This is a genomic window from Gallibacterium genomosp. 2, from assembly GCF_000771895.1.
GTDB lineage: Bacteria > Pseudomonadota > Gammaproteobacteria > Enterobacterales > Pasteurellaceae > Gallibacterium.
On sequence record NZ_JPXY01000003.1, the window covers coordinates 13,201 to 38,814 of the forward strand.

At 43.3% G+C, this 25,614-nt stretch carries 37 protein-coding genes; 31 read left to right on the top strand and 6 right to left on the bottom strand.

What is annotated here, in order from left to right:
* The first annotated feature begins 44 nt into the window (after positions 1 to 44).
* From P375_RS00350 to P375_RS00455, 22 genes are all read left to right on the top strand, one after another.
* On the top strand, positions 45 to 533 hold the full coding sequence (locus P375_RS00350; RefSeq protein ID WP_039133014.1) for a hypothetical protein: 489 nt from the start codon (positions 45 to 47) through the stop codon (positions 531 to 533).
* A 4-nt stretch (positions 534 to 537) separates the two neighbouring features.
* Complete coding sequence (locus P375_RS00355; protein ID WP_084598473.1) at positions 538 to 741, top strand: excalibur calcium-binding domain-containing protein; 204 nt, start codon at positions 538 to 540, stop codon at positions 739 to 741.
* 80 nt (positions 742 to 821) lie between these two features.
* Entirely contained in the window at positions 822 to 1,367 is a 546-nt protein-coding gene (locus P375_RS00360; RefSeq protein ID WP_039133016.1) for an N-acetylmuramoyl-L-alanine amidase, read from the top strand.
* Positions 1,368 to 1,539: 172 nt separating this feature from the next.
* Complete coding sequence (locus tag P375_RS00365) at positions 1,540 to 1,764, top strand: DUF2644 domain-containing protein (protein ID WP_039133104.1); 225 nt, start codon at positions 1,540 to 1,542, stop codon at positions 1,762 to 1,764.
* On the top strand, positions 1,761 to 2,027 hold the full coding sequence (locus P375_RS00370) for a DUF2681 domain-containing protein (protein ID WP_039133018.1): 267 nt from the start codon (positions 1,761 to 1,763) through the stop codon (positions 2,025 to 2,027). Before P375_RS00365 ends, P375_RS00370 begins: the two co-directional genes overlap by 4 nt.
* A 116-nt stretch (positions 2,028 to 2,143) precedes the next feature.
* Positions 2,144 to 2,473 (top strand): DUF2730 family protein, encoded by a 330-nt coding sequence (locus tag P375_RS00375; protein ID WP_039133020.1) that lies wholly within the window; start codon positions 2,144 to 2,146, stop codon positions 2,471 to 2,473.
* A complete protein-coding gene (locus P375_RS00380; RefSeq protein ID WP_039133022.1) occupies positions 2,466 to 2,756 on the top strand; it encodes a VpaChn25_0724 family phage protein in 291 nt (96 codons plus the stop codon). Before P375_RS00375 ends, P375_RS00380 begins: the two co-directional genes overlap by 8 nt.
* A 38-nt stretch (positions 2,757 to 2,794) precedes the next feature.
* Positions 2,795 to 3,370, top strand: a complete 576-nt coding sequence (locus P375_RS00385) for a DUF3486 family protein (RefSeq protein WP_039133025.1) — start codon at positions 2,795 to 2,797, stop codon at positions 3,368 to 3,370.
* Positions 3,354 to 4,667, top strand: coding sequence for a terminase large subunit domain-containing protein (locus tag P375_RS00390; RefSeq protein ID WP_039133029.1), 1,314 nt, complete (start codon positions 3,354 to 3,356; stop codon positions 4,665 to 4,667). The genes P375_RS00385 and P375_RS00390 overlap by 17 nt, the downstream gene beginning before the upstream one ends.
* A 119-nt stretch (positions 4,668 to 4,786) precedes the next feature.
* On the top strand, positions 4,787 to 6,214 hold the full coding sequence (locus P375_RS00395; protein ID WP_039133031.1) for a DUF935 domain-containing protein: 1,428 nt from the start codon (positions 4,787 to 4,789) through the stop codon (positions 6,212 to 6,214).
* Positions 6,211 to 7,512, top strand: coding sequence for a phage head morphogenesis protein (locus P375_RS00400; protein ID WP_039133033.1), 1,302 nt, complete (start codon positions 6,211 to 6,213; stop codon positions 7,510 to 7,512). Before P375_RS00395 ends, P375_RS00400 begins: the two co-directional genes overlap by 4 nt.
* 121 nt (positions 7,513 to 7,633) lie before the next feature.
* Entirely contained in the window at positions 7,634 to 7,900 is a 267-nt protein-coding gene (locus tag P375_RS00405; protein WP_039133035.1) for a hypothetical protein, read from the top strand.
* Positions 7,901 to 8,074: 174 nt separating this feature from the next.
* On the top strand, positions 8,075 to 8,533 hold the full coding sequence (locus P375_RS00410) for a phage virion morphogenesis protein (protein ID WP_039133037.1): 459 nt from the start codon (positions 8,075 to 8,077) through the stop codon (positions 8,531 to 8,533).
* A gap of 244 nt (positions 8,534 to 8,777) precedes the next feature.
* Complete coding sequence (locus tag P375_RS00415) at positions 8,778 to 9,851, top strand: hypothetical protein (RefSeq protein WP_039133039.1); 1,074 nt, start codon at positions 8,778 to 8,780, stop codon at positions 9,849 to 9,851.
* Between the two features lie 21 nt (positions 9,852 to 9,872).
* A complete protein-coding gene (locus tag P375_RS00420) occupies positions 9,873 to 10,802 on the top strand; it encodes an inorganic pyrophosphatase (RefSeq protein ID WP_039133041.1) in 930 nt (309 codons plus the stop codon).
* Between the two features lie 9 nt (positions 10,803 to 10,811).
* The gene (locus tag P375_RS00425) at positions 10,812 to 11,102 is read left to right on the top strand and encodes a hypothetical protein (RefSeq protein WP_039133043.1); all 291 of its coding nucleotides are present in this window, start codon (positions 10,812 to 10,814) and stop codon (positions 11,100 to 11,102) included.
* Entirely contained in the window at positions 11,102 to 11,536 is a 435-nt protein-coding gene (locus tag P375_RS00430) for a gp436 family protein (protein WP_039133050.1), read from the top strand. The genes P375_RS00425 and P375_RS00430 overlap by 1 nt, the downstream gene beginning before the upstream one ends.
* Positions 11,536 to 12,039, top strand: coding sequence for a Gp37 family protein (locus P375_RS00435; RefSeq protein ID WP_039133055.1), 504 nt, complete (start codon positions 11,536 to 11,538; stop codon positions 12,037 to 12,039). The genes P375_RS00430 and P375_RS00435 overlap by 1 nt, the downstream gene beginning before the upstream one ends.
* A 1-nt stretch (position 12,040) precedes the next feature.
* A complete protein-coding gene (locus P375_RS00440; protein ID WP_039133059.1) occupies positions 12,041 to 13,429 on the top strand; it encodes a phage tail sheath family protein in 1,389 nt (462 codons plus the stop codon).
* A complete protein-coding gene (locus tag P375_RS00445; RefSeq protein ID WP_039133062.1) occupies positions 13,429 to 13,944 on the top strand; it encodes a phage major tail tube protein in 516 nt (171 codons plus the stop codon). Before P375_RS00440 ends, P375_RS00445 begins: the two co-directional genes overlap by 1 nt.
* A gap of 88 nt (positions 13,945 to 14,032) precedes the next feature.
* Positions 14,033 to 14,302, top strand: coding sequence for a phage tail assembly protein (locus P375_RS00450; RefSeq protein ID WP_039133065.1), 270 nt, complete (start codon positions 14,033 to 14,035; stop codon positions 14,300 to 14,302).
* Positions 14,289 to 14,453, top strand: a complete 165-nt coding sequence (locus P375_RS00455) for a GpE family phage tail protein (protein ID WP_348622000.1) — start codon at positions 14,289 to 14,291, stop codon at positions 14,451 to 14,453. The genes P375_RS00450 and P375_RS00455 overlap by 14 nt, the downstream gene beginning before the upstream one ends.
* Here the strand turns inward: P375_RS00455 and P375_RS12510 are convergent.
* A complete protein-coding gene (locus tag P375_RS12510) occupies positions 14,439 to 14,738 on the bottom strand; it encodes a hypothetical protein (protein ID WP_039133068.1) in 300 nt (99 codons plus the stop codon). The two genes, P375_RS00455 and P375_RS12510, sit on opposite strands and share 15 nt — an antisense overlap.
* Positions 14,739 to 14,793: 55 nt before the next feature.
* On the opposite strand from P375_RS12510, the gene P375_RS00465 reads away from it, so the two are divergent.
* Both P375_RS00465 and P375_RS00470 read left to right on the top strand, forming a co-directional pair.
* Positions 14,794 to 17,556, top strand: coding sequence for a phage tail tape measure protein (locus P375_RS00465; protein ID WP_039133071.1), 2,763 nt, complete (start codon positions 14,794 to 14,796; stop codon positions 17,554 to 17,556).
* Positions 17,556 to 17,930: a phage tail protein gene (locus P375_RS00470; protein ID WP_245176401.1), complete on the top strand. Its 375-nt coding sequence runs from the start codon at positions 17,556 to 17,558 to the stop codon at positions 17,928 to 17,930. The genes P375_RS00465 and P375_RS00470 overlap by 1 nt, the downstream gene beginning before the upstream one ends.
* 70 nt (positions 17,931 to 18,000) lie before the next feature.
* Here the strand turns inward: P375_RS00470 and P375_RS00475 are convergent, their stop codons facing one another.
* Both P375_RS00475 and P375_RS00480 read right to left on the bottom strand, forming a co-directional pair.
* Positions 18,001 to 18,225, bottom strand: a complete 225-nt coding sequence (locus P375_RS00475) for a tail protein X (protein WP_013746420.1) — start codon at positions 18,223 to 18,225, stop codon at positions 18,001 to 18,003.
* Positions 18,218 to 18,499 carry a hypothetical protein gene (locus P375_RS00480; protein ID WP_245176402.1) on the bottom strand — a complete coding sequence of 94 codons (282 nt, stop codon included), beginning with the start codon at positions 18,497 to 18,499 and terminating at the stop codon, positions 18,218 to 18,220. Before P375_RS00480 ends, P375_RS00475 begins: the two co-directional genes overlap by 8 nt.
* A gap of 154 nt (positions 18,500 to 18,653) precedes the next feature.
* Here P375_RS00480 and P375_RS00485 point away from each other — a divergent pair, with 154 nt between their 5' ends.
* Complete coding sequence (locus P375_RS00485) at positions 18,654 to 18,974, top strand: hypothetical protein (protein WP_039133076.1); 321 nt, start codon at positions 18,654 to 18,656, stop codon at positions 18,972 to 18,974.
* Between the two features lie 144 nt (positions 18,975 to 19,118).
* Here the strand turns inward: P375_RS00485 and P375_RS00490 are convergent, their stop codons facing one another.
* Entirely contained in the window at positions 19,119 to 20,138 is a 1,020-nt protein-coding gene (locus tag P375_RS00490) for a tyrosine-type recombinase/integrase (protein WP_039133119.1), read from the bottom strand.
* A gap of 89 nt (positions 20,139 to 20,227) precedes the next feature.
* Here P375_RS00490 and P375_RS00495 point away from each other — a divergent pair, with 89 nt between their 5' ends.
* The 6 genes from P375_RS00495 (at position 20,228) to P375_RS00515 (ending at position 23,476) form a co-directional block, all read left to right on the top strand.
* Positions 20,228 to 20,884, top strand: a complete 657-nt coding sequence (locus P375_RS00495) for a hypothetical protein (RefSeq protein ID WP_039133079.1) — start codon at positions 20,228 to 20,230, stop codon at positions 20,882 to 20,884.
* Positions 20,881 to 21,369 (top strand): hypothetical protein, encoded by a 489-nt coding sequence (locus P375_RS00500; RefSeq protein WP_039133082.1) that lies wholly within the window; start codon positions 20,881 to 20,883, stop codon positions 21,367 to 21,369. Before P375_RS00495 ends, P375_RS00500 begins: the two co-directional genes overlap by 4 nt.
* Before the next feature lies 1 nt (position 21,370).
* Positions 21,371 to 21,631, top strand: coding sequence for a Gp49 family protein (locus P375_RS00505; RefSeq protein ID WP_039133085.1), 261 nt, complete (start codon positions 21,371 to 21,373; stop codon positions 21,629 to 21,631).
* A gap of 163 nt (positions 21,632 to 21,794) precedes the next feature.
* Positions 21,795 to 21,914, top strand: a complete 120-nt coding sequence (locus P375_RS12935) for a Com family DNA-binding transcriptional regulator (protein ID WP_155275169.1) — start codon at positions 21,795 to 21,797, stop codon at positions 21,912 to 21,914.
* Positions 21,915 to 21,942: 28 nt separating this feature from the next.
* Complete coding sequence (locus P375_RS00510) at positions 21,943 to 22,656, top strand: DNA methyltransferase (protein WP_052121763.1); 714 nt, start codon at positions 21,943 to 21,945, stop codon at positions 22,654 to 22,656.
* Entirely contained in the window at positions 22,643 to 23,476 is an 834-nt protein-coding gene (locus P375_RS00515; protein ID WP_039133088.1) for a DNA adenine methylase, read from the top strand. The genes P375_RS00510 and P375_RS00515 overlap by 14 nt, the downstream gene beginning before the upstream one ends.
* 111 nt (positions 23,477 to 23,587) lie before the next feature.
* Here the strand turns inward: P375_RS00515 and P375_RS00520 are convergent, their stop codons facing one another.
* Positions 23,588 to 23,815 (bottom strand): DMT family transporter, encoded by a 228-nt coding sequence (locus P375_RS00520; RefSeq protein WP_039133091.1) that lies wholly within the window; start codon positions 23,813 to 23,815, stop codon positions 23,588 to 23,590.
* A 452-nt stretch (positions 23,816 to 24,267) separates the two neighbouring features.
* Positions 24,268 to 25,341 carry an alpha/beta hydrolase gene (locus tag P375_RS00525; protein WP_084598475.1) on the bottom strand — a complete coding sequence of 358 codons (1,074 nt, stop codon included), beginning with the start codon at positions 25,339 to 25,341 and terminating at the stop codon, positions 24,268 to 24,270.
* Positions 25,342 to 25,614 lie beyond the last annotated feature (273 nt).

Consider the following 25,614-nt stretch of genomic DNA (forward strand, 5'->3'; position numbering starts at 1 on the left):
TAAACTTAATCAAAAAATATGGCGTTATTTTATGCGCGTTTTTTATGCTACCAACACTCGCTTTTGCGCAAGATATTGGTTTAACGGTATCGCAATTTGCTAAAAGAGTTAATACTAATCTTGCCAGTATGGATGCGCCGTTTAGGATAAGTGAATCGCTTAAGATTCAGACTGGTGAGGTGAATGATGTTGCTAGTTATCAATTTTCAGATAATTTTTCAGTGGTGATTACCGTTGATAAAAAGACGCATAAAGTAAAGAGTTTAATAACTAATGTAGTCCCTATTGCGGATGGTGGAGATCAAAATTTAATTATGTTTTTTAGTAATTCTGCACTTTTATCCGCTTTTGATGGCAAAAATTCAATGAAGACCGTTGGTAAAAAATTTATTACGCTTACTACTGAAGCGATAACGGAATGGGGAAAATCAAAAAAAGATATTCAAAAATCATTTATTCTTAACGGTAAAAAATACAGTATCTCAATAAGTCAATATATGGGCATTATGTCATTCGCTGAAATTGAGGATTAATATTATGATAAGAAATATTGCCATCTTTATATTAGTTTGTATTAGCAGTTTCTCTTATGCAGTTAAATACAGTTGTGATGATGGAAAGCGTTATTGCAAAGAAATGCAAAGCTGCGAAGAAGCAAAATATCACTTAGAACAATGTGGATTATCACGCCTTGATAGAGATAAAGATGGCGTGCCGTGCGAAAGTATTTGTCGCCAATAAAATCTTTAAACCCCTTTAAAATCAAAACCGACACGTAAGTTTTAAACTCTCTTTAAACCAAGTTTAAAGGGAGTTTTTTTATGTCATTACCCATCTTAAAAATCGTCATCCACTGTTCTGCCACCCAAAACGGCAAGCCGTTACGCAACAAAACCGAAACCGCCGCACAGGTGATTGACCGTTGGCACGCAAAACGTGGCTTTAAGCGTCAATCGTGGGCATATCGCACCTTTAATCCGCATCTACAACACGTTGGCTATCACTACATTATCGACACTGACGGCACGGTCGAAACCGGTCGCAAAATCGGTGAAACAGGTGCGCACGTTAAAGGACATAATCAAAACAGTATCGGTATTTGTTTAGTCGGTGGGATTTCGATTGACGGCAAAAATTACGGACGCTACACCGCCAAGCAGTGGCAAGCACTGCATCGTCTATTGCGTGAACTAGAAAGTCAACACCCAAACGCCAAAATCTGTGGACACCGCGATCTATCACCCGACCTTAACGGTGATGGCACAATTACCCCGAATGAATGGCTGAAAGATTGCCCGTGTTTTGATGTTTGGAGTTGGCTTGATAGTGAGCAAGTGATTAATCAACAACATCTATTTAAGGATTGAATCTTCCTCAACCTCTATTTGTGAAAGAGGGGACGAATCTCCCCCAACCCCCTCTTTACAAAAGAGGGGGCTATAAGAAAAGAGGGAGATTGGACGGAGAAAATTTCACTCCCCTCTTTGAAAAAGAGGGGCAGGGGGAGATTAGAACAAGGGAGATTTAAAAGGAGTGAAAATTCAATTAAAAGAACTGATTACCAACGACAACGGTCGCTTATCAACCACCGCCTTTATCCAGTTTTTCGGGGCGTTGCTGATGGCAGGGATTTTAACGTATTGCGTCTATTTAGACCGCAGCTATACGCCGGAGCTGTTTATGACCTTTGCTATTTTCTGTGCCGGTGGTGCGGCGACCAAAGGTTTTGCTAATGCAATCAGGAATAAAGGAGACAAACAATGACATTAAGTGCTTATATCTGGCTAACCATCATCGCCTTGCTCGGCGCGCTGTTTGCGTTTTTGTGGCTAAAAGTGGCGCAAGCGAAAAAGCAAATCGCCACCTACCAGCAAATCGCTGAACAACTTAAACAGCAACAGGCAGCGGCACAAGCACAAATTAGCAATTATCGGGAGAAAAACAAAAATGAAGAAAACAGTCGTAGCGTTAGCCGTGATGATGTTATTACCCGCTTGCAGCAAGCCGGCGATTTACGTGACGAATAGTAGTTGTGCAGGCTTTAGCGTGATTAAAGCAAGTCGCAATGACACAACAGAAACCTTACGTCAAATATGGGTGCATAACCAAACCTATCGGGCAATTTGTCACAAGGAGGTAGGCAATGAGCGAAATCCTTGATGTCGTGCAAAAACATTGGGGCATTATTTTATCGGTAGCAGGCTTTGTTGGCTTTATTGTTAGGCTGACAATGGATAGCAAATATATCAAACGTGAAGAAATGCACAGTCTGAAACAGACGGTCAGCACCAACGAACACCGCTTGGACGCACTGGAAACCAAAGTGCAGGATTTGCCAACCACAAGCGACCTTGCCGAAATCAAAATCTTAATGGCAAAGCTGGACGGCAAAAGCGACAAGATAGCGACAAAAGTGGAAGGTTTAAGTCATCAAGTCCAACTGTTGATAGAAAAGGAATTAAAGAATGGATAAATATAGTATTTTTGCACAAGACCAACGTTTAGTGATTTTACGCTCTTTAGTGGAAGCGAATAACGATGCGAACGAAAGTATTTTACAAGATTGCCTAGACTTATACGGACACCGCATCAGTCGCGACCAAGTGCGTTCACATCTGCTTTGGTTAAAAGAGCAAGGATTAATTGAGCTTAAAGATGTGGCAGGTTGTTACGTTGCTTATTTGACAGTGCGCGGATGGGATGTAGCACAAGGTCGTACCGAAGTGTATGGTGTCAAAAAGCCACTGTTACGCTAATTTAAACCGAGTTTGATCAGTGCTTGAAGGAGGTTTAAATGAGTGATAAAAAAACACGGGGACGTGCCAGTAAAGTGGATTTATTGCCGCCTCATATCCGTCAAGAATTGTTATTGCGTTTGCGCGATAAATCGCACAGTCAGCAAGACATCCTCGAATACATTAACAGCCTGATTGACGAGGCAGGGCTCAGTGCAGAAATGAAATTAAGCCGCACTGGTTTAAATCGCTATGCCTCGCGTATGGAAGAATTTGGGGCAAAAATTCGGGCAAGTCGGCAAATGGCGGAGGTGTGGACAAAGCAGCTGGGTGAAATGCCCGACAGTGATGTTGGTAAATTATTGCTTGAGTTTGTTAAAACACTTGCCTTTGAAACGTCAATGAGTATGAGCGAATCGGGTAAAGAAATTAGCCCGAAAGTATTGGGGCAGTTAGCGTTAGTTGCACAACGCATTGAACAAGCACAGTCAGTCAACTATAAACGTGAAAAAGAAATCCGTGAAGATGTGATTGCACAAGCCGCCAAAGCGGTCGAAGAAGCCGGTAAACAATCCGGAATGGCAATTGCTGATGTAGAAAAAATGATGAGGGCGGTCTATGGCATTAGTGAGTAATACCCTGCTTTATGGTTATCAACAGCGTTGGCTACAAGATAACAGCCGTTTCAAAGTGGCAATGTTTGCCCGTCAGACCGGCAAAACCTTTACCACTACCCTTGAAATCGTGTTGGATTGTTTGGCTGCTGAAGCCAAAGGTGAGAAAACTCGCTGGGTGATTTTGTCGCGTGGGGAACGCCAAGCGAAGGAAGCGATTAACGAGGGCGTAAAACGTCATCTTGAGGCAGTCGGGGTGGCGTGTGAAATTGCCGAAGTGCCGTTTAGCCCGACGATTAACGCGTTAGAGGTGATATTCCCTAATGGCTCAAAAATTACTGCTCTACCAGCAAATCCGGACACCGCACGTGGTTTTAGTGCCAATGTCTTTTTAGATGAGTTTGCTTTTCACCAAGACAGTCGTGAGATTTGGAAAGCCCTGTTTCCGGTGATTTCCGCCGGTTGGAAATTGCGTGTTGTCAGTACACCAAACGGCAAAGGCAACAAGTTTTATGAATTGATGACCGATTTAGCTAATACGGAATGGTCACGTCATCAAGTGGATATTTATCAAGCAGTGGCGGACGGGCTACCCCGTGATATTGAACAGCTGCGTAAAGGCTTAAATGATGAGGATGCGTGGGCGCAGGAGTTTGAACTGAAATGGTTGGATGAAGCCAGCAGTTGGCTATCTTATGACTTAATTGACAGCGTTGAACACCCTTTGGCAGGTTTGCCTGAACATTACACCGGTAACCCGTGCTTTGTTGGGATGGATATTGCCGTACGTAGCAACTTAACGGTGATTTGGCTGCTAGAACTGGTTGGTGATGTGTATTGGACGCGAGAAATTGTGACGCTAAAACGTGTTACTTTGCGTGAACAATTAGCTGAGCTGGATCGTGTAATGCACCAATATAACGTGATTGCTTGTAACCTCGACCAAACCGGCATGGGCGAAAAAATGGTGGAAGATGCCCAATATCAACACGGCAAACAACGAGTACAAGGCGTGCTGTTTAACGTGGCAACCAAACTTAATATGGCGACCATTGGCAAAAATGCGTTTGAAGATAGAAGAATCCGCATACCACAAGGTGATAATGCCTTGCGTGAAGATTTGCACAAGCTCAAAAAAATCACAGGTTCAACGGGGCAACCTCGCTTTGTGGCGGAAAACGACAGTAGCGGACACGCTGACCGCACGTGGGCGTGTTTTTTAGCCTTGCTGGCGGCAAAAGAGGCGGTATTGCTACCTGTGAAAGCCTCCAGCCGTAAGCCACGGCAAAGTGTTCAATTAACAAAAGGGTATGAATAATGCGTTATGTATTTGCGTCAATATGTGTAATAGGTGGCTGTGCATTGCTATGGCTTGGTTTAGATGGCTGGGGTTGGTTATTTTTATTTGCCTTTTTAGCGGCGTGTTAGGAGTAACAGATGAATAAAAAACAGGATATGATCAAAGTTATTGCCAGCCGAGCACAAGCAATAGATTACTACGCGATTGGGCATTATCTCCCCAATCCCGATCCGGTGCTAAAAAAGATGGGACGAGATATCAGTGCCTATCGTGAAGTATTGGCAGATAGTCACGTGGCAGGCTGTGTACGTCGCCGTAAAGCAGCAGTTAAAGGGCTAGAGTGGCGGCTTACACCAAGCGGTAATCAGCAAGTTGATGATCAACTGGCGGCGATTTTTGCGGAGTTGCCACTGAATCACATTATCTCACAAATTCTCAACGCTACCCTGTTCGGTTACCAAGCGTTGGAGGTGGTGTGGCGTTATGCGGAGGGTATTTGGCAACCGATTGATATTCAGGCTAAACCACAGGAATGGTTTGTGTTTGATGAGGATAACTGCTTAAAACTGCGTACCAAAGCCAATCCAGTGGAAGGCGTTGCTTTGCCGGAGAAGAAATTTTTACTCGCTACCCAAGATGCCACCTATGAAAATCCATACGGACAAGGCGATTTATCCAAATGCTTTTGGGCAGCGACCTTTAAAAAAGGCGGTTTTAAGTTCTGGTTGGAGTTTGCCGAAAAATACGGCTCGCCGTGGTTAGTCGGTAAACATCCTCGCACTGCCTCACCGGTCGAAACCGAAGATTTGCTTGACAGTCTTGAACAAATGCTTGGCACGGCGGTCGCCGCTATTCCGGACGACAGTTCGATTGATTTGTTGGAAAGCGCTAGCAAAGGTGGCAGCTCACAAGTGTTTGATGACTTTTTGCGTTACTGTAAATCAGAAATTAGTGTTGCCATTTTAGGGCAAGACCAAACGACCGAAGCTGATAGTAATCGTGCCAGTGCTACCGCCGGGCTGGAAGTGTTGGAAGATATTCGCGATGATGATGCTCGCTTAGTTGAAAGCGTGTTTAATCAGCTTTTAAGCTGGCTTTGTGAGCTTAATTTTGCTGTTGATGCTTTGCCAAAATTTGAACTGTTTGAACAGGAAAGCGTGGATAAATTGCAGGCAGAACGGGACGAAATTTTATCACGTGTTGGTGTGAAGTTTACTCAACAATATTTACAACGAACATATAACTTTGAAGAGGGTGATATTGAGTTAGTCGCTGAAGATGCTGATAAGCCACAAGCCCAGTTTGCCGAACCAGAAATGCCAAAAAATATCGCCGATGGCATTGTTGAACAGCTCGAAGTGGAGGGTGAGCCTTATGTCGAAAGCTGGTTGCAGCAAGTGCAAGACCGACTCTCACAAGCAGAAAGTTTAGAAGATTTTCGCAATCAACTCGACAGTCTCATCCCTGAACTGACTTTTGCGGAATATGCGAAAGTAATAGCGTGGGCAAGTACCACCGCTGAATTGGCTGGGCGTTATAGTGTGGCGGAGGAAGTGAAAAAATGACGGTACAAAGTGGCTTTAGCTTTAAAGAGCAAGCTCGCTATTTTGAGAAAAAGCTCAATCTGCCGACCAACAGCTATTTAGACGTGTTAGGCGAAGAACACGACTACTTTTTTATGGTGGCAGGAGCAAACCGTAATGAGGTATTAGTTGCCTTTCGTCAAGCGGTAGATGACGCGATTCAACGCGGTGAAACCCTTGAGGGATTCCGTAAGCAGTTTGATGAGATTGTGGCAAAAACAGGCTGGCAATATAACGGCGGTCGCAACTGGCGAACACGGATTATTTACGATACCAATGTTTACGCCGCCTACAATCGTGGACGCTTGCAACAACATTTGGATTTAGCCGATGTGATGCCTTATTGGGAATATCAACACAACGACAACGCTCACCCACGACCGTTTCACGTGCAATTAGACGGCACAATTAGACCGGCAAACGATCCGTTCTGGCGTTACTACTACCCGATTAAAGCCTACGGTTGCCACTGCACTGTGATTGCTCACGACGAGGATGACCTTAAAGCGATGGGGCGTACCGTGTCGCCACCGGTCGAAATCGAATTTGAAGATAAACTGGTCGGTGTGCGTAGCGGCAACCCGAGAAGCGTGAATTTGCCGAAAGGCTATGATGTCGGTTTTGCACCGTATAATTTTGATAATTTGAAATCTGGGCGGCTAGACAGCGTGGATAAAGTGCTAATGCAAAAGATGGTAACGGCTGATCCACTGTTTGCGTCAAAGGCGGTAAATGATTTACTGGTACAGCCCGAAATTATGGCGTTGCACGCCCGCGCGTTTCAGGATTGGGCGCGCAAAGTGTCGGTCGCCACAAAAGCCGATTTACCAGCTATCGAAGATGTTAAATTACTTGGCGTCTTGCCCGAGGCGATCATTGATAAATTAACGGCGGAGGGTATCCCTCCTAATTCAGCGGTTATCGCCATTGAGCGAAAAGGTTTATTGCATTCGCTGCGCGAGCTAAAAGAGAGTGCAAACATTGCTGTGCCGTTGTCATTCTGGGAAAAATTACCTGCTTATTTGCAAGAGCCGAAAGCCATACTTTTGCAGCGGAAAGAGCAATTTGAAAACCCAGATAAAAATTTAAACACCTTGCTTTTTATTTATGACGCACCACAAGGAAAAAAGATTGCGGTGAAATTGGAGTATAAATTTAATTTGAAAGATAGGTTGACGAAAAAAAATCAAAAATATCACTTAAACAGTGTTACTACTGGTAGCTTATTTAAGGATACAACCGGAATGCGTAAATATGAAGTGTTATGGGGTGAATTGTAGCGGTGGTTTGCCTGATTCGAACAGGATAATGAGCCGAAGCGCAACCTTTCCAGTAGGAAACCCCCACCGCTATTAATTAACTATACCCTAAGAATATTTTTTAATCAATAGGAGAAAAATAATGCAAAACGCACTACTATTTTACGAAGCGATAACGGCTATTAAAGCTCAAGAGGAACAAGCCCCAAGCCAAAATGGTGCGGCAATGTTGCAGCGCACCTTAACCATCATTGACTCAGAGCTTGATGATACCGATTATTTTTACTTGTCGGTGTTTGCGCAAGCGTTAAGTGAAGCTAAAAAATTAAGTACCGCTAATGATTTTCCCTTTGAGCATTTAGGACTATTTGCCCACTCTCTTAGGGAGTCTTCAGTAAGCGGCTCGTGAGCTGTGAGTTTGGCATATGCCCACTCGCTCAAGGCGAGATTAAGCGACGCACGTTCGCCGCTCGCTTTTAAGCGCTCGATAGCTTGTTCAATATTTTTTGTCATTTTGTGATCCTTGATTTAGCGTGGCAACATTACCACGCTTTCTTTTTAGCCTAATTATTGGAGTGTGACAATGATCAAAATTACCCTAGACGACCGCGCCAGTCCCGAGTTGCAAAAGATTGCCATTCAATTACAACACCCTAAAAAACTCTATGGCGTACTCGGTGAAACACTAAAAAAAATCCACAAAGAACGCTTTAAGCAAGAAGTGGCTCCAGACGGCAAAAAGTGGAAGTCGCTTGAAAAGTCAACATTGGAACGTAAACGTAAAAAAGGCAAAAGCCTGAAGATTTTGCGTCAAGACGGCTATTTAAGCGATAAAACCGCCTATAATTACGACGATAATAGCGTGGAATTTGGTTCTGATGCCAAATATGCACGAATCCAACATTTTGGCGGCAAGACGGGGCGAGGACACAAAACAAAGTTGCATCCTCGTCCGTGGTTAGGTGTGAATAACAATGATAAAGCGGTACTGTTAAATAAAGCCACGACATTGTTACAACGACAGTTATCGCAAATTAAATAATTTAGAAAACGTCATAAAACGCACACTGTGGCGTTTTTTGCTTTAGGTGGTACAATTTATCATCTGAAAAAATTTAAACGCACCCTGAAAGATTTAAACGGCATTTAAACGATATTAAAAATCTATTCTGCCGTTATTTTCCTTTTTTTCTTTCTCACTCTCCCATCTAAAATCTTTAAAGGGCTTTAAAATCAATTTATATGCCCAATCGCTACACTAGCGTCATTAATTCAAAGGAGACGCTATGGAACTTATCGAAATCTTTCGTGCCGGCACCAGACAAGATGCTAACGGCAACACTGTCACCATTACCGCCGATGATTTAAAAACCATCGCTGCCAATTACAGCGCTCAGTACCACGAAGCGCCGATAGTGATCGGGCACCCGAAACACGACAATCCGGCTTATGGTTGGATTAAGGGCTTAGTGGCAGAGGGCGATGTGTTAAAAGCCGAACCGCAACAGGTCGACAGTGAATTTGCCGAGCTGGTGCGTGAGGGCAAGTTTAAAAAAATCTCTGCCGCTTTTTACTTGCCAAACTCTGCTAACAACCCGAAACCGGACGGTTTTTATTTACGCCACGTCGGTTTTTTGGGGGCGATGCCGCCGGCGGTGAAAGGCTTAAAAGATCCGATGTTCGCCGACAGTGATACCGAATTTGTTGAGTTTAGCGACTGGACAAATGCCTCGTTGTGGCAACGGTTGCGCGATTTTCTTATTGAAAAATTTAGTCTTGATGAGGCTGACCGCGTTTTGCCGGCGTGGCAAGTGCAAAGCTTACAAGAAGATGCGGTGCGTGAAGAAGTAAAGCAAATTTATGACACACCGCCCTCACCTATTTTTAATGAACCCGATGAGAAACCAAATGAAGGAGGAACTATGTCGGAACAAGAAAAGCAACGTCTTGCAGCCCTTGAAGCTGAAAATGCACAGCTAAAAGCTGCGCAAGCCCAAGCACAGCGCGAAAAAATGCACGCAGAAAATGCGGCATTTGCTGAGAGTTTGATTGCTGAAGGCAAACTCTCGCCGAAGCAAAAAGAGGCTGCGTTAGCCTTACTAAATGCGGAACACGACAGTGCAGCATTTTCTGAAAGCGAATTTAAACAGTGTTTAAAAGCGTTTTTAACCGAACTGCCGAAGTCGGTCGAATTTGCCGAAGTGGCAACCAAAGACAAGGTCGCTGAACCAAAAGATGACAGCGTGGAATACGCCGAAGGGACTGACCCTGCCTCAATCGAGATGGATAAACAAGTCCGTGCTTATATGAAAGAACATAGCGTCGGTTATGTTGAGGCGTTTAACGCAATTAACCAATAATTAACTAAAAGGAGACAATTAATGGCTGCACACAATTTAGCAAAATTACGTGTTCAAGACCCCGTATTAACCCAGTTGGCACAAGGTTATTACAACAACGAGCTGATTGGCGAAACGCTTATGCCGGTAGTCGAAATTGACAAAGAAGCAGGCAAAATTCCAACCTTTGGACGCTTAGCGTTCCGCCTACCAAGTACAGTGCGTAACTTACGTGGCGCGTCGAATCGCTTAGAGCCAGAAGATATCGGTGCAATTGATGTGGCTTTGGAAGAACACGATGTTGAATATGCAATTGACTATCGTGAAGAAAACGAGGCAATTTTTAGCTTACGTCAATTCGCCCTCAACACAACGCAAGATGTCATTGCCTTAGGGCGTGAAAAAGAGATTGCTGATGTCGCGCAAAACGAAGCCAATTATGACAGCACTAACAAAATTGTGCTGTCTGGCGAATCACAATTTAGCCACGCCAATTCAGATCCGTTTACGGTCTTTGATATGGCAAAACGTGCCATTAAACGTTCTATCGGTCGTAAAGCCAATGTTTGCATTATCGCCGGTGATGTGTGGCAGGTGTTAAAAGAGCATCCGAAAGTGATTGAAAAAATCAAATATGTGCAAACTGGCATTATCACACCAGAGATTTTTGCTAAGTTGATTGATGTCGATACGGTCAAAATTGGCGAGGCGGTGTATGAAGAATCCAGCACGCTAAAAGATATTTGGACAGACACCATTGTGTTAGCGTATGTCGCGCCACGTTCTACCGAGAAAAAAGGCACGGTTTACGAACCAAGTTACGGTTATACCGTACGCCGTAAAGGCGGCTTATTTGTTGACCGTTATGTGGAAAACGGCGGCAAACTGGAAGTAATCCGCACTACCGATATTCATAAACCGCACTTGGTCGGTAAACCTGCCGGCTATCTGATTAAAGACTGCTTAGCTTAGGAGGTTGGAATGACACGTACGACCAAACAAACAGAAGCCGTATTAACCGCAGTGGTTGCTCACACTGCCATCTTACATAACGGCAAGCGCTATGACGTGGGCGAGGATATCTCGCTCACTGAAGCGGAATATCATCGTTTAGCTGTGTATGTCACGCTAAAAGATGCGAAAGCACTCGAAAAAGCAAAAGCGGAAGCAGAAGCCATCGCACAAGCATTAGCAGAAGAAGCCAAGGCGGAAGCAGAGGCAAAAGCGAAGGAAGCGGAAGCAACTGAAAAAACAGATAAAAAGGAAAAATAATGTATATCACGGCAGAAATGTTAGTAGCAGCGTTTAGTCGCAATATCTTAGTCCAACTAAGTAATGATGACAGTCGAGCGACAGAGATTGCCTTACCTGTTATTAATACTGCGATTCAAGTGGCTAGTGAACGCATTGATGCCGCCTTACGTTCTCGTTATCTATTACCGTTGTCGGAAACCCCAACGGTCATTAGTCAGCATTGCTTATCATTGGCTCGTTATTGGCTTTATGCCCGTCGTCCAGAAATGAAAATGCCTGAAACGGTCAAGGAAACTTACCATCAGGCAATTAAAGAGTTAGAGCAGATTGCCACAGGCAAACTGCATCTTGGGGTAACAGCGCTAGATGAGACGCGTGTTGATGACTTATTGCCTGATAGCGGTGAGTTTAAAGTGCGTGCGGCAAGCAAATTCAATACGGACGGTTACTGATGTCAGCAACGTTACCGATTTTAACCGCAATACAGCAACATTTGTCAGAAGCGTTACCTGATTGGCAAGTTGAGCTTATGCCGGATAACCCAAGTGATTATTATCTGGCGCACCCTAATGGCGTAGTGTTGATTGGTTATGTCGGCTCGACATTTGGCAAATTGCGTGCCTCTGACATTATCAGTCAATCTCGCACGGTACGTATTATGCTCACCGTAATCAGTCGTAACTTGCATAACGATAACGGGGCGTTGTTGCTGCTAGACCAACTCAGGCGATTAATGGTGGGCTTTCAGCCGCCAAATTGCAGCGAGTGCTACTTAATTAGCGAGCAATTTGATAGCGAAGAAAGTGGCGTTTGGCAGTATCAGTTGGTATTACAAGTCGACACCGTACAAGTGCAACAAACAAAAACACAAGATTTACAAAAATTGGTCGAAGTGATCGTCCGCCGTAACGGGCAACCGCTCGACCCAAGACTCACAAAAAAGGAGACAACTTAATATGGCTTATCATCACGGTTCAGAAACCATTCGCGAAAATGGTGGTAGTGTTCCCGTTAGTCAGGTGGACGGGGCGATTGTCGGGATTGTCGGCACTGCACCCGTTGGCGAGGTCAATGCCCTCAAACTCTGTATCACGAAAAAAGACTTTGCTCAATTCGGTAATATTTTAGACCGAGGCTATTCGCTTTGTGATGCGTTGGATATATTAAGTCGTTATGCAGCAGGGCAAGTGTATGTGATCAATGTGTTAGATCCAACTAAGCATAGTACATTAGTGACGGATGAAGTATTGGTGCTGGATGAAAATACATTAACCGCAACAACAGCCCAAGCAGGCTTAATTAACTTAACCATCAAAGCCGGCGGAGACGTGTTAGTTGCCGGTACGGACTACAACGCAGATATGCTGACTGGGGAAATTCGTTTTACTGCCAATAAAACCAATGTCACAGCAACTTACAGCTATGCCGACCCAACCAAAGTCACCGAAGCGGATTTACGCGGTGGAGTTGATACACGCACTGGCGAGCGGACGGGCTTTGAGATGTTACGTGCTGGGTTTAACTTATTCGGTACAGATGCGAAGATTTTAATCTGTCCACAATATGATGCGACAGCAACCATGACGGCATCGCTTGAAACACTCGCAAGTCAATTAAATGCAGTAGCGTATGTGCAGGCACCACAAGGCACCACCTTTGCTCAAGCAATTGCCGGACGTGGCCCAGAAGGGACAATTAACTTTAAAACCAGTTCTGACCGCACTGAACTCTTTTATCCGCACGTCATTGGCGAACGTAACACATTAGAGAGTTTAGCCACACACGCGGCAGGCTTACGAATGCTCACCGATGTGGAGCAGGGTTATTGGTACAGTATCTCTAACCGTCAATTAAAAGGCGTTATCGGGGCAGAAGTCCCACTCACTGCACGCATTGATGACAAGCAAAGTGAAACGAATCGCTTAAATGCGGTCGGTATTACTACCGTATTTAATAGTTTTGGTACGGGTTTTAGAATGTGGGGTAACCGCCTCGCGTGCTATCCGACTGTTACCCATATCAGTAACTTTGAAACCGTCCAACGCACTGCCGATTTAATTGACGAAAGTATTCGTCGCGTTGAGCTGCAATATATGGATTTGCCGATTGATGAAGCGCTGTTAGACAGTCTTGTTGGGACAGTGGAAACCTATTTGAGCACCTTAAAATCCATTGTGGGTTATAGTGTCAGTCTTGATCCTGATGCCAATCTCGTTGATGCCTTTAGTCAAGGACAGGTGCCATTGCAATATGACTTTACACCGAAAATCCCAGCAGAGCGCATTACTAATAACTCTATTGTAACGCGTAAATATCTCGTTAACTTAGTATCAGGAGGTCAATAATGAGCGCGGTAATTAATCAAGTCGATAACGCTAACGTCTATATCAACGGCAATAGCTTAATTGGCAAAGCGAAAACGATTAAACTGCCTGAATTTGAAGTGGAATTTACAGAACACGACAATTTAGGGTTAGTGGGAGTGATTAAATTGCCGAGCAAGGTGAATGCGTTGGAGGGCGAGGTAACGTGGGACGGTTTTTATCCAGAAGTAGCAGCCATTTCCAGCAATCCGTTTAAAACGGCACAATTGATGGTGCGTGCAGATGTAAGAGTCTTTAATGCTGCGGGTATGGCGGAAGAAGTGCCGTTGGTGCTGACATTAAATGCGATGTTTAGCAAGGTCAATCTTGGCGAATACAAGAAAGAGCCAACTGAATATCCGATGACGTTTCAGGTGCATTCAGTGAAGCAAATGATCAATGGCAAAGAAGTGTTATTCTATGATGCCTTTAGCAACCAATATCGTGTTGCAGGACAAGATATTTTACAAAAATACCGCGCCAACATTGGTCAATAAAAATCTTTAAAGCGCTTTAAAATCAAATTTAAACCTGTTTAAGTAAACTCCTTAGTAGAAATTAACCAAACCTACTAAGGAGTTTTTTATGTCTATGAAAGTTGAAGCATTAACTAACGTGATTCGTTTATCCACCCCAATTACCTTAGCAGACGGTACAGCGTTAGAAGAAGTAAAAGTGCGTGAACCGCTTGTCAAGGATTTTCGCCGTGCCGCACAGTTAGCAAAATCCAATGAAGAGCGAGAAATTATTCTGATTGCTGCCTGTTGTGGGTTAACAGTTGAAGACATTGATCAGATGACTTGGAAGGATTATCGCAAGATAAGCTCGTTTCTGTTCGGTGATGATGCCGAATGATGAAACATTAATGACGATATTGGCGGATTTAAAATGGTGGTTCGGGTTTACACTTGCTGAGTTGGAGGGATTGACGTTATCTGAATTAGAAACGTGGCTTGCTCAAGCGCAACGGCAAATTAAAGCTGGTTATGCTTCACCGCTTCAGTAAACGATAAATGGCTTGACATAGGCTGACAAAAGCCTGTACCAAGCCAGCAATCACGATAAGTAACAAGCTCAGAGCTGGACTGGCAAGTACAGTAAGTAATGCGATAAACAGACTTAAAACAACTGCAACGATCGTTCCCATCATCCAGCCGTAATCAACAATGGTTATTATGGTGAGATAACCAAAATAACTAAAGACGCACAAGATTATCACGCAAAGTAAGATAGCTCCTGTGCGTTCATAAATTGAACCGCCTCGCCATAAGTCAATTATTTCATCGAACATCTTATGCTCCTTGCTATTGCGTTATTAAACCTATATTTACCACAGGATCATATAAATGGCAAAAGAATTAGCGATTGGTTTAGTGATTGGTGCTGCACTTGGCGGTGGCTTTAAGGCTACCTTTAATCAAGCGCAAAAGAGTGTCAAAGGCTTGGGTGATCGGCTGTCTAAAGCCTATCAATCACAATCTCGACTTGGCACACGTATTGAACGAGCACAACAAAAACAACTCACGTTACAGCATCGTATTTCACTGGCTTATGCGACCGGAGATAAAAATGTCACTAAATTGGTACGTCGTTATGAGCGTATGCAACAATTCATTGGGCGTGCCACAGCTAAGCAACAACAATTTACAGCTGCGATTGAACGCGCTGAAAAAGCACAGCAACGATTACAAGCAACGATGGACAAACAGCTATCCCGTAAAGCTCAGCGTGAAGAGTTCTCCAGCGGTTTTATAAAAAGTAGTGCGACAGCAACAGCGATTGCATTACCCGTTTGGTCAACGGTCAAGACATTTATTGAGCAAGAGGAAGCGGCAAATAATCTCAAAATTGCCATGATGAAAGCCGATGGAACGTTTGGTAAGTTTAATGAGATTGGCAAGATAGCAGATCAACTCGGCACGGATTTACCTGGTACAAGAAAGGATTTTTATAATTTAGCCAGTGCATTGCAAAAACAAGGGATATCCGAGAAAGTGCTACTTGGTGGGGCGTTTAAAACTGCAGCTAAATTGAATGTGTTGCTTGAGATGGATCAATTTGAAGGCGGTGAGTTTCTTGCTAAGTTTATGGAGTCTCACGGTTTAAAAGATGCAGAGCTGGGTAAAGCTGCTGATTATTTACAGCGAGTAATGTATGCAGCTGGTTTAAATAAGGCTCAAGTGTATGAATCAATGAAATACTATGCTCCTAAAGTGAACTCTCTAGGTCTTACAGGCGCAGAAAATACAGAGAAAATTCTTGCAATTGAGGGGATGGCTGGGCAAAGAGGGCTTGAGGGTTCAACCTTTGGAACGGGTTTTAATATGATGTTATCCCGAATGAACAAAGGACCGAAAATGCTTGCGGCAGCTAAAAAGGGAATGAAAGCGGAAGCACGAGATATGATGGATGCAGCTGGTGTTACGTTTGAATTTTGGGATAAAAAGGGTAACTTCAAAGGGATTGATGCAATGATCGCCGAGATGGCGAAATTTGAACAAATTCGTAAAAAGTTTGGTGATGAAGGAGTAGGTTTAGTTGCAGAAGAGTTATTTGGAATTGAGGGTGGGCGACTAGCAGATATTTTGGCTCAAAAAGGTGTAGCTGGGTTAAATGAAATGCTTGAAAAAATGCGAGCTCAAGCTAGCCTCGAAGATCGTATTGCACAAAAAACCAAAACACTATCCTCGGCGTTAGAAGCGTTAGGTGGGGTTTGGGAAAGCGCGGTTGGCACGTTTGGCTCAGCATTTGCTGAGGATATTAAGTCATTTGCGAATACGGCGCAAAATTTCATTGAAGGCACACTTGCGCCGTGGATTGAAAAGCATAAATCGTTAATCAAATGGGGTGTAGCGACAGCAATGGGATTAGCATCATTAAGCACCGCCGTCTTCGCACTCCGCTTTGCTTTTAGCAGTTTATTCTCTATTGCAGCAGCAATTAAACTCCCAATGCAATTACTTAAAGCCTATCAAGCTGCCAAAGCAGTAGATAGCTTGACAGGTTCTGTATCGCGTTTTTCTCGCTTCAGTAAAGGAATTGGCTGGGTGGTCACTTCAATGAAAAGCGGATTGGTGGGATTAGCAAAAGTGCTTGGTGGCGGGTTGCTTAGGGGGATTAACCTCGCAGGGAAAGCAGTGCTCTTTTTGGGGCGAGCAATGCTTGCTAACCCAATTGGTCTTGCGGTGACGGCAATTGCGCTCGGAGCTTACTTAATTTATCAATACTGGGAGCCAATTAAGACATTTTTCGCAGACACATGGGAAAAAGTAAAAGGCTTTTTTAATTCCGGCATCGGTAACATCACTGCCACTATTCTTAATTGGTCGCCGTTAGGCTTATTCTACAAAGTCTTCGCCGGTGTGTTGTCGTGGTTTGGCATTGATTTGCCTAATAATTTTACCGAGTTTGGTAAAAACATCATTAACGGATTGGTAAACGGGATTAATCAGGCTTGGGAGAGTGCCAAGCAGACGGTCAGCGAACTCGGCGACAGTGTCAAAAATTGGTTTACGGAAAAACTCGGCATTCACTCGCCAAGTCGGGTATTTATGGGCTATGGTGAAAACACAGTGGATGGCTTAGTCATCGGAGTAGCAAAATCAGCGATGAAAGCCGCTAATGCGGTGAGTGGTATGGGTGAAAAAATGCAGCAAGCTATGCCAAAAGCGTTATCTGTGCCTGCTATTGAAACTGCATTGGCACTCACAAATAAACTGCCACAAGTGACATCAGTAAAAACAGCACAATCCACTTTATCTGCAAAAACAAAAAGCACTGTTCGCAAGCATACTGTTAATCATGCTGCTGCCGATGCGGCGACTGCGGCATTAACAGCAAGTTATTTACCATCATCGTTACGTCAATCAGTGCAGCAAAAATCAAAGCCAAAACCTTTACAAGAGGCATTACAACAGCGAAATGTCGCTGTTCGTGAGCAAACCAAAGATAATGCGATTACAGTCACCTTTAACCCAACCATTAATGTCAATGGTGCGTCTGGGCAAGGCGTAATTGAACAAGTACAGCAAGGCTTACAGATGAGTTTACGAGAATTTGAGCAGATGATTAATCGTGTGGTAGATCAAAAAATGCGGAGGTCTTACTAATGAGTTATGCGTTATTAGGGCATATCGCCTTTGATTTGTTAAATGCACCGACAGCGTTGGATGAAAAACACAGTGCGACCTATACCCAACACGATGTGCTAAGCGGTCGCCCACGGTTGCAGGCAATGGGCAATGAACTCACTGAACTGACATTAACACTTAACTTGCATTATATGTTAGGTGCCGTTGATGAACGCTATCAAGAACTGATTTTGGCTAAAGAAAATCAACAGGCACTGGCTTTGGTGTTAGGTTTCAGCAAGTTTAAAGGCTACTTTGTTATTACTGATATTCAAAGCCAAGCACTTTATACGGACGGTCGGGGTAATACGTTAGCACGTGATATTTCATTGACACTGAGTTCTTTTAAATAGGGCTTAACATCAGTCGTGATGTTACTTTTGCCGTAGAAGAGTTGAAAGTCGGGTTGACTGACGGTTAAATTCATTCTGCCTCCTGCATCCACGGCGGCAAATCCGCTTGCGAATCGGTTTTCACCTGAATAATCGGCACATATAAGGTTTCGCCACGTGGCAAGACTTCGCAAAATGAGAGGTGTGGGTTAGCGTTCATTAAACGGTTAATTTCACCTACATCGCCGTAATAGCGATAGGCAAGTAAATCCCAACGTTCGCCTTCGCTAATCGTGTGCTGAATTACTTTATTCATCACGCACCTCGCCGTTACTATCTTCGCGTAACACAATCCACGCCGTCATTTGCGTTACAGGTTCGCTAAGGCGTTCAAGCACTGTATCACAGCTGTCTAACGCTTTCACACCAACATCGAACCATTCACTTAGTTTACTGTCGTTTAAACCTTGTTTAAACGCACTTTCAAAGACGTTTAAATTCTCCGCAATTTCAGCGATGTCACGGAGAAAATATTGCGTTCCCGTAATCCCTTGAGTTAACGCATTAAAACTATTGGATAATCCTAGCATTTCACCAAGTGGGGAGAGTGTCGCGATGATAATATTGATTTTATAATCACTAAGCCTATTAGCGCAAAAACTATCTATTGCGATGTTGTGGATATAGGACCGACTAAGCCAATCTCATTTGCTCTAGCCATTAACCCTAGTCAATCGTCATTATATGTGTGGGTTAGAACTAACGCTAAAATTGGAGTATGTAGGTGGATTGATTTCGGAGTATAGCCAAGGGGGAGTATATAGCGGCGAAATTAAACCTAATAATCCCGTTAACGCAACTTCAGCGATATATGTAAATTATCCTGTTCGATTGGCAAAAAAGATAACTGTTTTTGCTTATATAGATAGAGATTATGCGGGATTTAACGGCGAGTCTGCGCTCGTGCTTGAAAGTTATACTAATTATGCAACATTTGAGCTAAATTCTCACGCAATCAGAACAAGCGTAATTTATGGAGCATATATAGCAATTGGCACATCATAACCCTTGGATAACAATTTTAATGACTAAACTGCATTTTTTCGCTTATTTTTTAGTCTATAACACACAAATAACAATCGCTTTAAACGGCGATTTAATCACGATTTAAAGCGATTTAAATGCGTGTTAAAAACACGATTAACTACGCTATTTGAGTAGATTTATCACTTTTCTCAAGTGTATCAATGTTTTATGTGTGTAAACACTATCTCCGACATTGCTAGATGCGTGTCCTAGTAATCTGTCTCGTGCGACTTTATTAGCCCCAGCTGCGTCAAGCAGCGTTGCTACGGTATGCCGGCAGTCGTGCGTGGTATGTTTTGCTCGGATTGCTAGCATTGCTTTTGCAAATTGTGTAGCTGCTTTAGCATAAGTTAGGGGTTGGTTGTTATCATCAACAAATAGGTATTTATGTTTTTTCTCAAGCCGTCGCTCAACAATCGGTAAAATGCGTGGATGGATTGGGATAATGCGGATGCCGGCTTTGGTTTTTGAGGTGGTGATATTAAAGTATTTTTGCTTTAGATTAATCTCACCACGTTGTAGTTGCAACAGCTCCCCAACTCGCATTCCGCTATACAGCAGGATTAAAGCTAGATCTGTATTTGTCGCTGTGCATTGCCAAAGTTTATTAATTTGTTGTCGAGTAAAGGTTTTATGCGGTTTGACCGGTATATTTTTCCCCATTTTCAAATATTGTCCATAAGATTTATCTGTCCATTCATTAATTATTGCGTGAGCAAACAGCTGATTTATCAATGATCGCACTTTTTTAAGACTGGCGTATGACAAGCCTTTTTCTTTCATCGCATCCAGTACGCTTTGCAAATGACGATATTTAATTTTGTGGATCGGCATAGAGATGATTGACGACAAATGATTGTAGCTATTGCGATAACTTTCTACCGTTGACGGCGACACTTGTCTGGCGTGGATGGGATACCAAAGCTGGTACACTTTTGCCAGTGTTATGCTGGGTTCCGGCTTATCTTGCTGATTGTGGTTCGCAAGAGCTGTCAACGCTTCTTCTTTTGTCTCAAAATAGCCGATTGTGTTGTAAATCTGTTTTCCGTTTTCGGTGTAACCGACCGTTTTTCTTGCAATGTATGGGCGGCGACGTCTGCCGCTAAGCCTAAATACTGAGCCGTAGCCGTTTGGTAGTCTCATATTTCCTCCATCTTTAAAATCTTTAAACCAGTTTAAAATCAAATTGTTTATCGCTCCTTTAAACTAAGGCGTAAAAAGGAGGTAATAGTATGAGCCTAATACATTTAATTGTGATTGATCCGGCAACCGGTCGGCGAGAAACATCGTTTGTCGTGCCGATACACGGCAAAACTTATGACGAACTCGAAGCTAAAGCACGGGTAGATTATCCCGAATACTTATATTTGCGAGATGATGGCGGTGCATTGCAAGCGCAGCTAACTAATCAAGACGCTTACTGGCTTGGTGGTAAAGTTGAGGTTAGACCTTCATCGCTGCACGACTGGAACGGTACAAAGTGGGTGCTTAATCAGCAACGACAAGCTGAATTAGCTAACGCAACACGTCAGCAACTTATTAATGATATTGATAACACAGCAGCACAATATCTCGATAAATGGACTCGCTTTACAAGCGAGTACGAAGCACGCGAATCGGCTGCATTAGCTTATCAATCAGCAGATTATCAAGGTGAGACAAGTGTTTATATTACCGGATTTGCTCAAGCAGCAGGCTTAGATTTACGTACTGCAACCGAGCTAATCCTCAAACAGGCGGTACAGTTACGGGCTACGCTGGAGCAGATGAGTGTGCTGCGAATGCGGAAATATGAGTTAAAACAGCCAAATTTAACGTTAGATGAGATGCAAAAAATTCACGATGACATCATTGCACAAATGCAAGCATTAGCGGAGGCACAACAATGAGTCAGGTATATCTAGCCTTATACAAGGGCAAGCGTGATGGGCATAGTCTGTATAGTTATTGGTGCAGACTTAGTGATTGGTTAATTCGTAAATTTACGCGTGGCAAATATAGCCACTGCGAGATTGCGGTTAAAAAAGAGACTAATTTTACCGCCCGCTATGATTGCGATGTTTATTACGAGTGCTACTCCTCATCTGTGCGTGATGGTGGCGTGCGTAAAAAGGTCATTGATGTAGAGGACGGCAAGTGGGATTTAATCCCACTTGCCGGCGTGAGTGAATCACAGGTTGTCTATCATTACCAGCTCACTAAGGGCAAAAAATATGACTGGTGGGGTGCGTTAGGGTTGATTTTTCTCATTCCGGAGCGACGGGATAAATATTTCTGTAGCGAATGGTGTGCGAGAGCAATTAACTACGGTTGTGAGGGTTGGCGGTTTTCTCCGAACCATTTAGCGGCAATTTTCAAGCAAGGAGCAAAATAAAATGAACAAACTGACAAAAGACTATTTAGACAGCTTGGTGATCAATACCCAGTATGTACATCAAGAGTTACTGACCATTTGCACAATTACCGTTAAAAACGGCTTTAAACTGGTTGGCACTAGTGCGTGTGCAGATAAGCAAAACTATGACGCTAAGATTGGTGAGCAAGTTGCTTATCAAAATGCCTTTGCAAAACTCTGGGAGCTTGAGGGCTATTTGCTCAAGCAACGCTTGTACGAGTTAGATATTATTAAGGAGTGATTATGTAACGGGAGAAAGGAAGAAGCGGCGATGTTGTAGAGCAGTAACTCTACAACACCAGCCTACGCAGAGAGAGCCTGCATAGACCCAAGACCGCTTTGTCTGACCAGACGAGCGGATTGTAGCAAAACCGCATAAAGTGAGAAAGTCTATGCAAAAAGAAATGCAAGAAATCCGTTGCAAGTGCTGTAAAAAGCTACTAGCACGAGCAGAAAATATACAAAATTTAGAAATTAAGTGTACACGCTGTAAAGTAATAAATACATTTAAACGCAAAAATTAATCAAATCTGAGTGTCGGAGCATCTTTGAATGCCAGAACGCCATAATTTAAGGGCAAATTATGGCAGAACAAAAAATTATCATCTGGGCATTGATATTGAGGGTAAAAATCATCACGTTATCCTCTTAAATCTCGCGGATTACGGGAGATTATTTGGCGATAATACGCTGTTTAATAAGCTGGATAGTCTTCCAATACCTGACGTTATTTTAGCTAGCCCGCCTTGTGAAAGTTTTTCCGTCGCAAACTCTATTAAGGGTGGGAATGTCTGTTGGCAATGGCAGGGAAATACACGCTTTGCTATTCGCCGTCGCAAAGATTTTGACGCGACAGCGGTTAAAAGGCGACGTTATCGTTATGAGACCTCTTTTTTAAATCGAATTAATGGCGAACTGTGCATCTACAATACAGTTGAGATTATCAAGCGTTATCAGCCGAAAATCTATGTCATTGAAAATCCTTATTCTAGCCGTATTTGGCATTACTTGACTAACATTCTTGATTTCCCTATTTCTTATGATAACCCAACCTATTATGGGAATTATGGTTGGCCCTGCAAAAAGGCAACCAAGTTTAAAAGCAATATTCCGCTAAATTTGCGTTATCAGCATTATATTTCGGGCAAAACGATGTACGATTGTTTGCATAGTTATAACGCCCGCTCGGCAATTCCGTTACCACTTATCCACGATATTTATCGTCGTATTATTGAGGTGTTAGGGGGTAACAATGCGTCATTTTAGTCAAGCTCCGTTACCCTTTGTCGGGCAAAAACGTATGTTTTTAAATCAGTTTAAATCTGTTTTAAATGAGATGATTACTAATGATGGTGAAGGCTGGACTATCGTTGACGCATTTGGTGGCAGCGGTTTATTAAGTCATACAGCTAAACGACTCAAACAGAAAGCAACGGTTATCTATAATGATTTTGACGGTTATGTTGAGTGGCTTAAACATATTGATGATATTAACCACCTGCGGCAACAATTAAGTGATTTGTTGGCAGACTATCCACGACGAAAGCGTCTTGATATTGCAATGCGTCACAAAATAATTGATGTTATTGAGTCGTTTGATGGCTACAAAGATCCACATATTTTATGTGCGTGGTTGCTGTTTTCAGGTCAACAAGTTAAATCGGTTGATGAGTTATATCGACACGGTTTTTACAACTGCGTGCGGCAAAGCGATTACCCAACGGCGGACGGTTATTTAGATGGGATTGAGGTGGTTCACGAGAGTTTTTCTACCTTACTTCCGCAATTTTCAGATGATAAAAGGGTGATATTTGTGCTTGACCCACCCTATCTTTGCACACATCAAGCAAGTTATAAGCAAGATGGATATTTTGACTTAATTAATTTTCTTGGGTTAATTAGACTCACGCGACCGCCTTACATTTTCTTTTCATCAACAAAAAGCGAGTTTGTGCGGTTTGTGGATTGGCTAATCGCCACCAAAGGTGATAATTGGCAGTCATTTATTGATTACAAGCGCATAATTGTGCAGATATCGACAAGCTATTCAGGTAAGTATGAGGATAATTTGATTTATAGAGCTTAGATGGCGTAATTTAAACTGCATTTAAACGACATTTAAAATTGTGCGTGATCCACTAAATCTGCGACAATTATAGTGTCGCAAATTTCGTGTTATAGTGTCGCAAATTTCGTGTTATAGTGTCGCAAATTTCGTGTTATAGTGTCGCAAATTTCGTGGCGTGCAACATTCGTTTTGCACAAAAATGAGCAAAATTAACAAAATAGATCCTACGCTAAAAGCGATAAAAGACGACAACAACGGCGATACGACATTTTTACGCAGCACTGAATTGATCCCTGTCTGCAACGCAATCCCCATTCCCACCAACACGCCAACAGACGCAGCTACTAACGAAATCATTGTTTTTCTCCGATTAAATTAAGTTGAAAACATTATAGGTCGGAAAGATTATGTTGATTAGATAGGAAAAAGTGAATGGGGTATTGAATAAAATTCAATAATAGGGAAAGGTGATTTTTCAGAAACTTGGTTTATCTTTTGAAGAAACTCAGGCGTTGCAAAATACAATGGTGAAAGTGCGAGACCAATTATTGGCGTATGCCCAGCCTAATAAAAAGTAGGCATATCGCTAAACTTTTTTCACTTTTCTATGGCGTTATCTTTTGTTGTATGAAGGTGAAATCCATCGAGCAATACCTGTGGGGGAAGCCGATTTTCGGTCGGTATGGTTAAAAAAAGGGTGCAAAAAACCACCGCACTTTTATCGGCGTTTGGCTGAAAGTGCGGTCTGTTTTTTTCGTGTTTTTTATTCAACAGGCTGCCTGAAGGGTTCAGGTAGCCTGTTGCTGTGTTTAAAGTTTGGCTTTAAAGAATTGCGTTAATGCTTCGCTGATTTGGCTGACGTACTCGGGTTTCCAGTAGGTTTCGATGTGGCTTGCGCCTTCGATAATCACTTCTTTTTTGTCCGTCGTGCCAGTGGCTTTTTGCATTGCTTGGTCGGTCATATATTTGGTGTCGGCAAGGCTTCCTGCGATCATCAACAGCGGTTGGTTGATGAGGTCGGCGTGGTCGGTAGCGTCAAAAGTCATCAAATCCAACAGGCTGCTGGTGGTGTAGCGTGGCGTTGAGTTGGGGTGGTAGTGGGTTTTGCCGTAATACTCAAAGCCATCTCGATACAAACCTGCGGGCATTTTGTCGATGTCTGCTTGGGTGATTTTGGTTAAATCGGCGTTGGCACTGTATTCCACGTTGCCTTGTGCTTCTTTGGTGCGGGCTTCGGCGGCTTGTTGCAAACGCTCTTGAATGGTGCTGATTTGGCTGTCGCCTAAGCCGTTACGGCAAACTAAGCCCGTGTTGAATAGGCTGACGGTGGCAACGGCTTTGATGCGTTTGTCGCTTTGTGCCGCCGCAAAAGTGTAACCGCCACCGCCGCAGATGCCTAAAGCGCCGATGTTGTTGGTGTCTACGCCTTTGAAGCTTTCGAGTAAGTCCACCATTCCGTGAATATCGTTAATGCGGTTGAACGGTTTGTCGGTTTGACGTGGCTCGCCACCGCTCGCCCCTTGATAGGCGGCATCAGCGGCAATGGTGATAAAGCCTTGTTCCGCCAATTTTTGTGCGTAAAGCCCTGCCACTTGCTCTTTCACGCCGCCATTGGGGTGTGCCACAGTGATGGCTGGGTATTTTTTATTTGGGTCGAAATTGGCTGGGGTGTACACATTGGCGGCAATGGTGATGCCGTTCACGCGGTATTTCACGGGGTGAATGTTCACTTTGCCCGCTTCGTTTTTGGTGATGGCGTTGGCGTAAACCAGCGTGAATGGGTTGTCTTGATAGTTAAAGTTGGCAGCCATTGCTTGCCCTCCTAGTAATAATGTTGATGCCAATACGGCGGAAACGATGGTTTGTTTGATGGTTTTTTTCATCTTGTGAACTCCGTTGAGATGGTTGAAACGTTGTCCAGCAAGTGCGAACCGCTAAACAACCCTATTATTCAAAAAAAAAAACGCACACTGTCAAGCTGTTTTTTCGCTTTTTTTGCGTTACGGGAGGCATTATAGGGGGAAAGGATTGTTTTGATTAGTGGGGGAATGTTCAATAGGGTTGTGAATGGAATTCAAGAATGGGGGGGGGGGTAGATGGCATGGTGGGTTTCCGTTTGAAAAAATGTAGTTGTTTCACATTTTTTCCTTTGAAAA

Coding starts and splice junctions, on each gene's coding strand:
- P375_RS00350 (WP_039133014.1), top strand. CDS start 45: ATGCTACCAACACTCGCTTTTGCGCAAGATATTGGTTTAACGGTATCG.
- P375_RS00355 (WP_084598473.1), top strand. CDS start 538: ATGATAAGAAATATTGCCATCTTTATATTAGTTTGTATTAGCAGTTTC.
- P375_RS00360 (WP_039133016.1), top strand. CDS start 822: ATGTCATTACCCATCTTAAAAATCGTCATCCACTGTTCTGCCACCCAA.
- P375_RS00370 (WP_039133018.1), top strand. CDS start 1,761: ATGACATTAAGTGCTTATATCTGGCTAACCATCATCGCCTTGCTCGGC.
- P375_RS00375 (WP_039133020.1), top strand. CDS start 2,144: ATGAGCGAAATCCTTGATGTCGTGCAAAAACATTGGGGCATTATTTTA.
- P375_RS00380 (WP_039133022.1), top strand. CDS start 2,466: ATGGATAAATATAGTATTTTTGCACAAGACCAACGTTTAGTGATTTTA.
- P375_RS00385 (WP_039133025.1), top strand. CDS start 2,795: ATGAGTGATAAAAAAACACGGGGACGTGCCAGTAAAGTGGATTTATTG.
- P375_RS00390 (WP_039133029.1), top strand. CDS start 3,354: ATGGCATTAGTGAGTAATACCCTGCTTTATGGTTATCAACAGCGTTGG.
- P375_RS00395 (WP_039133031.1), top strand. CDS start 4,787: ATGAATAAAAAACAGGATATGATCAAAGTTATTGCCAGCCGAGCACAA.
- P375_RS00400 (WP_039133033.1), top strand. CDS start 6,211: ATGACGGTACAAAGTGGCTTTAGCTTTAAAGAGCAAGCTCGCTATTTT.
- P375_RS00405 (WP_039133035.1), top strand. CDS start 7,634: ATGCAAAACGCACTACTATTTTACGAAGCGATAACGGCTATTAAAGCT.
- P375_RS00410 (WP_039133037.1), top strand. CDS start 8,075: ATGATCAAAATTACCCTAGACGACCGCGCCAGTCCCGAGTTGCAAAAG.
- P375_RS00415 (WP_039133039.1), top strand. CDS start 8,778: ATGGAACTTATCGAAATCTTTCGTGCCGGCACCAGACAAGATGCTAAC.
- P375_RS00420 (WP_039133041.1), top strand. CDS start 9,873: ATGGCTGCACACAATTTAGCAAAATTACGTGTTCAAGACCCCGTATTA.
- P375_RS00425 (WP_039133043.1), top strand. CDS start 10,812: ATGACACGTACGACCAAACAAACAGAAGCCGTATTAACCGCAGTGGTT.
- P375_RS00430 (WP_039133050.1), top strand. CDS start 11,102: ATGTATATCACGGCAGAAATGTTAGTAGCAGCGTTTAGTCGCAATATC.
- P375_RS00435 (WP_039133055.1), top strand. CDS start 11,536: ATGTCAGCAACGTTACCGATTTTAACCGCAATACAGCAACATTTGTCA.
- P375_RS00440 (WP_039133059.1), top strand. CDS start 12,041: ATGGCTTATCATCACGGTTCAGAAACCATTCGCGAAAATGGTGGTAGT.
- P375_RS00445 (WP_039133062.1), top strand. CDS start 13,429: ATGAGCGCGGTAATTAATCAAGTCGATAACGCTAACGTCTATATCAAC.
- P375_RS00450 (WP_039133065.1), top strand. CDS start 14,033: ATGTCTATGAAAGTTGAAGCATTAACTAACGTGATTCGTTTATCCACC.
- P375_RS00455 (WP_348622000.1), top strand. CDS start 14,289: ATGATGCCGAATGATGAAACATTAATGACGATATTGGCGGATTTAAAA.
- P375_RS12510 (WP_039133068.1), bottom strand. CDS start 14,738: ATGTTCGATGAAATAATTGACTTATGGCGAGGCGGTTCAATTTATGAA.
- P375_RS00465 (WP_039133071.1), top strand. CDS start 14,794: ATGGCAAAAGAATTAGCGATTGGTTTAGTGATTGGTGCTGCACTTGGC.
- P375_RS00470 (WP_245176401.1), top strand. CDS start 17,556: ATGAGTTATGCGTTATTAGGGCATATCGCCTTTGATTTGTTAAATGCA.
- P375_RS00475 (WP_013746420.1), bottom strand. CDS start 18,225: ATGAATAAAGTAATTCAGCACACGATTAGCGAAGGCGAACGTTGGGAT.
- P375_RS00480 (WP_245176402.1), bottom strand. CDS start 18,499: ATGCTAGGATTATCCAATAGTTTTAATGCGTTAACTCAAGGGATTACG.
- P375_RS00485 (WP_039133076.1), top strand. CDS start 18,654: ATGTGTGGGTTAGAACTAACGCTAAAATTGGAGTATGTAGGTGGATTG.
- P375_RS00490 (WP_039133119.1), bottom strand. CDS start 20,138: ATGAGACTACCAAACGGCTACGGCTCAGTATTTAGGCTTAGCGGCAGA.
- P375_RS00495 (WP_039133079.1), top strand. CDS start 20,228: ATGAGCCTAATACATTTAATTGTGATTGATCCGGCAACCGGTCGGCGA.
- P375_RS00500 (WP_039133082.1), top strand. CDS start 20,881: ATGAGTCAGGTATATCTAGCCTTATACAAGGGCAAGCGTGATGGGCAT.
- P375_RS00505 (WP_039133085.1), top strand. CDS start 21,371: ATGAACAAACTGACAAAAGACTATTTAGACAGCTTGGTGATCAATACC.
- P375_RS12935 (WP_155275169.1), top strand. CDS start 21,795: ATGCAAGAAATCCGTTGCAAGTGCTGTAAAAAGCTACTAGCACGAGCA.
- P375_RS00510 (WP_052121763.1), top strand. CDS start 21,943: ATGCCAGAACGCCATAATTTAAGGGCAAATTATGGCAGAACAAAAAAT.
- P375_RS00515 (WP_039133088.1), top strand. CDS start 22,643: ATGCGTCATTTTAGTCAAGCTCCGTTACCCTTTGTCGGGCAAAAACGT.
- P375_RS00520 (WP_039133091.1), bottom strand. CDS start 23,815: ATGATTTCGTTAGTAGCTGCGTCTGTTGGCGTGTTGGTGGGAATGGGG.
- P375_RS00525 (WP_084598475.1), bottom strand. CDS start 25,341: ATGAAAAAAACCATCAAACAAACCATCGTTTCCGCCGTATTGGCATCA.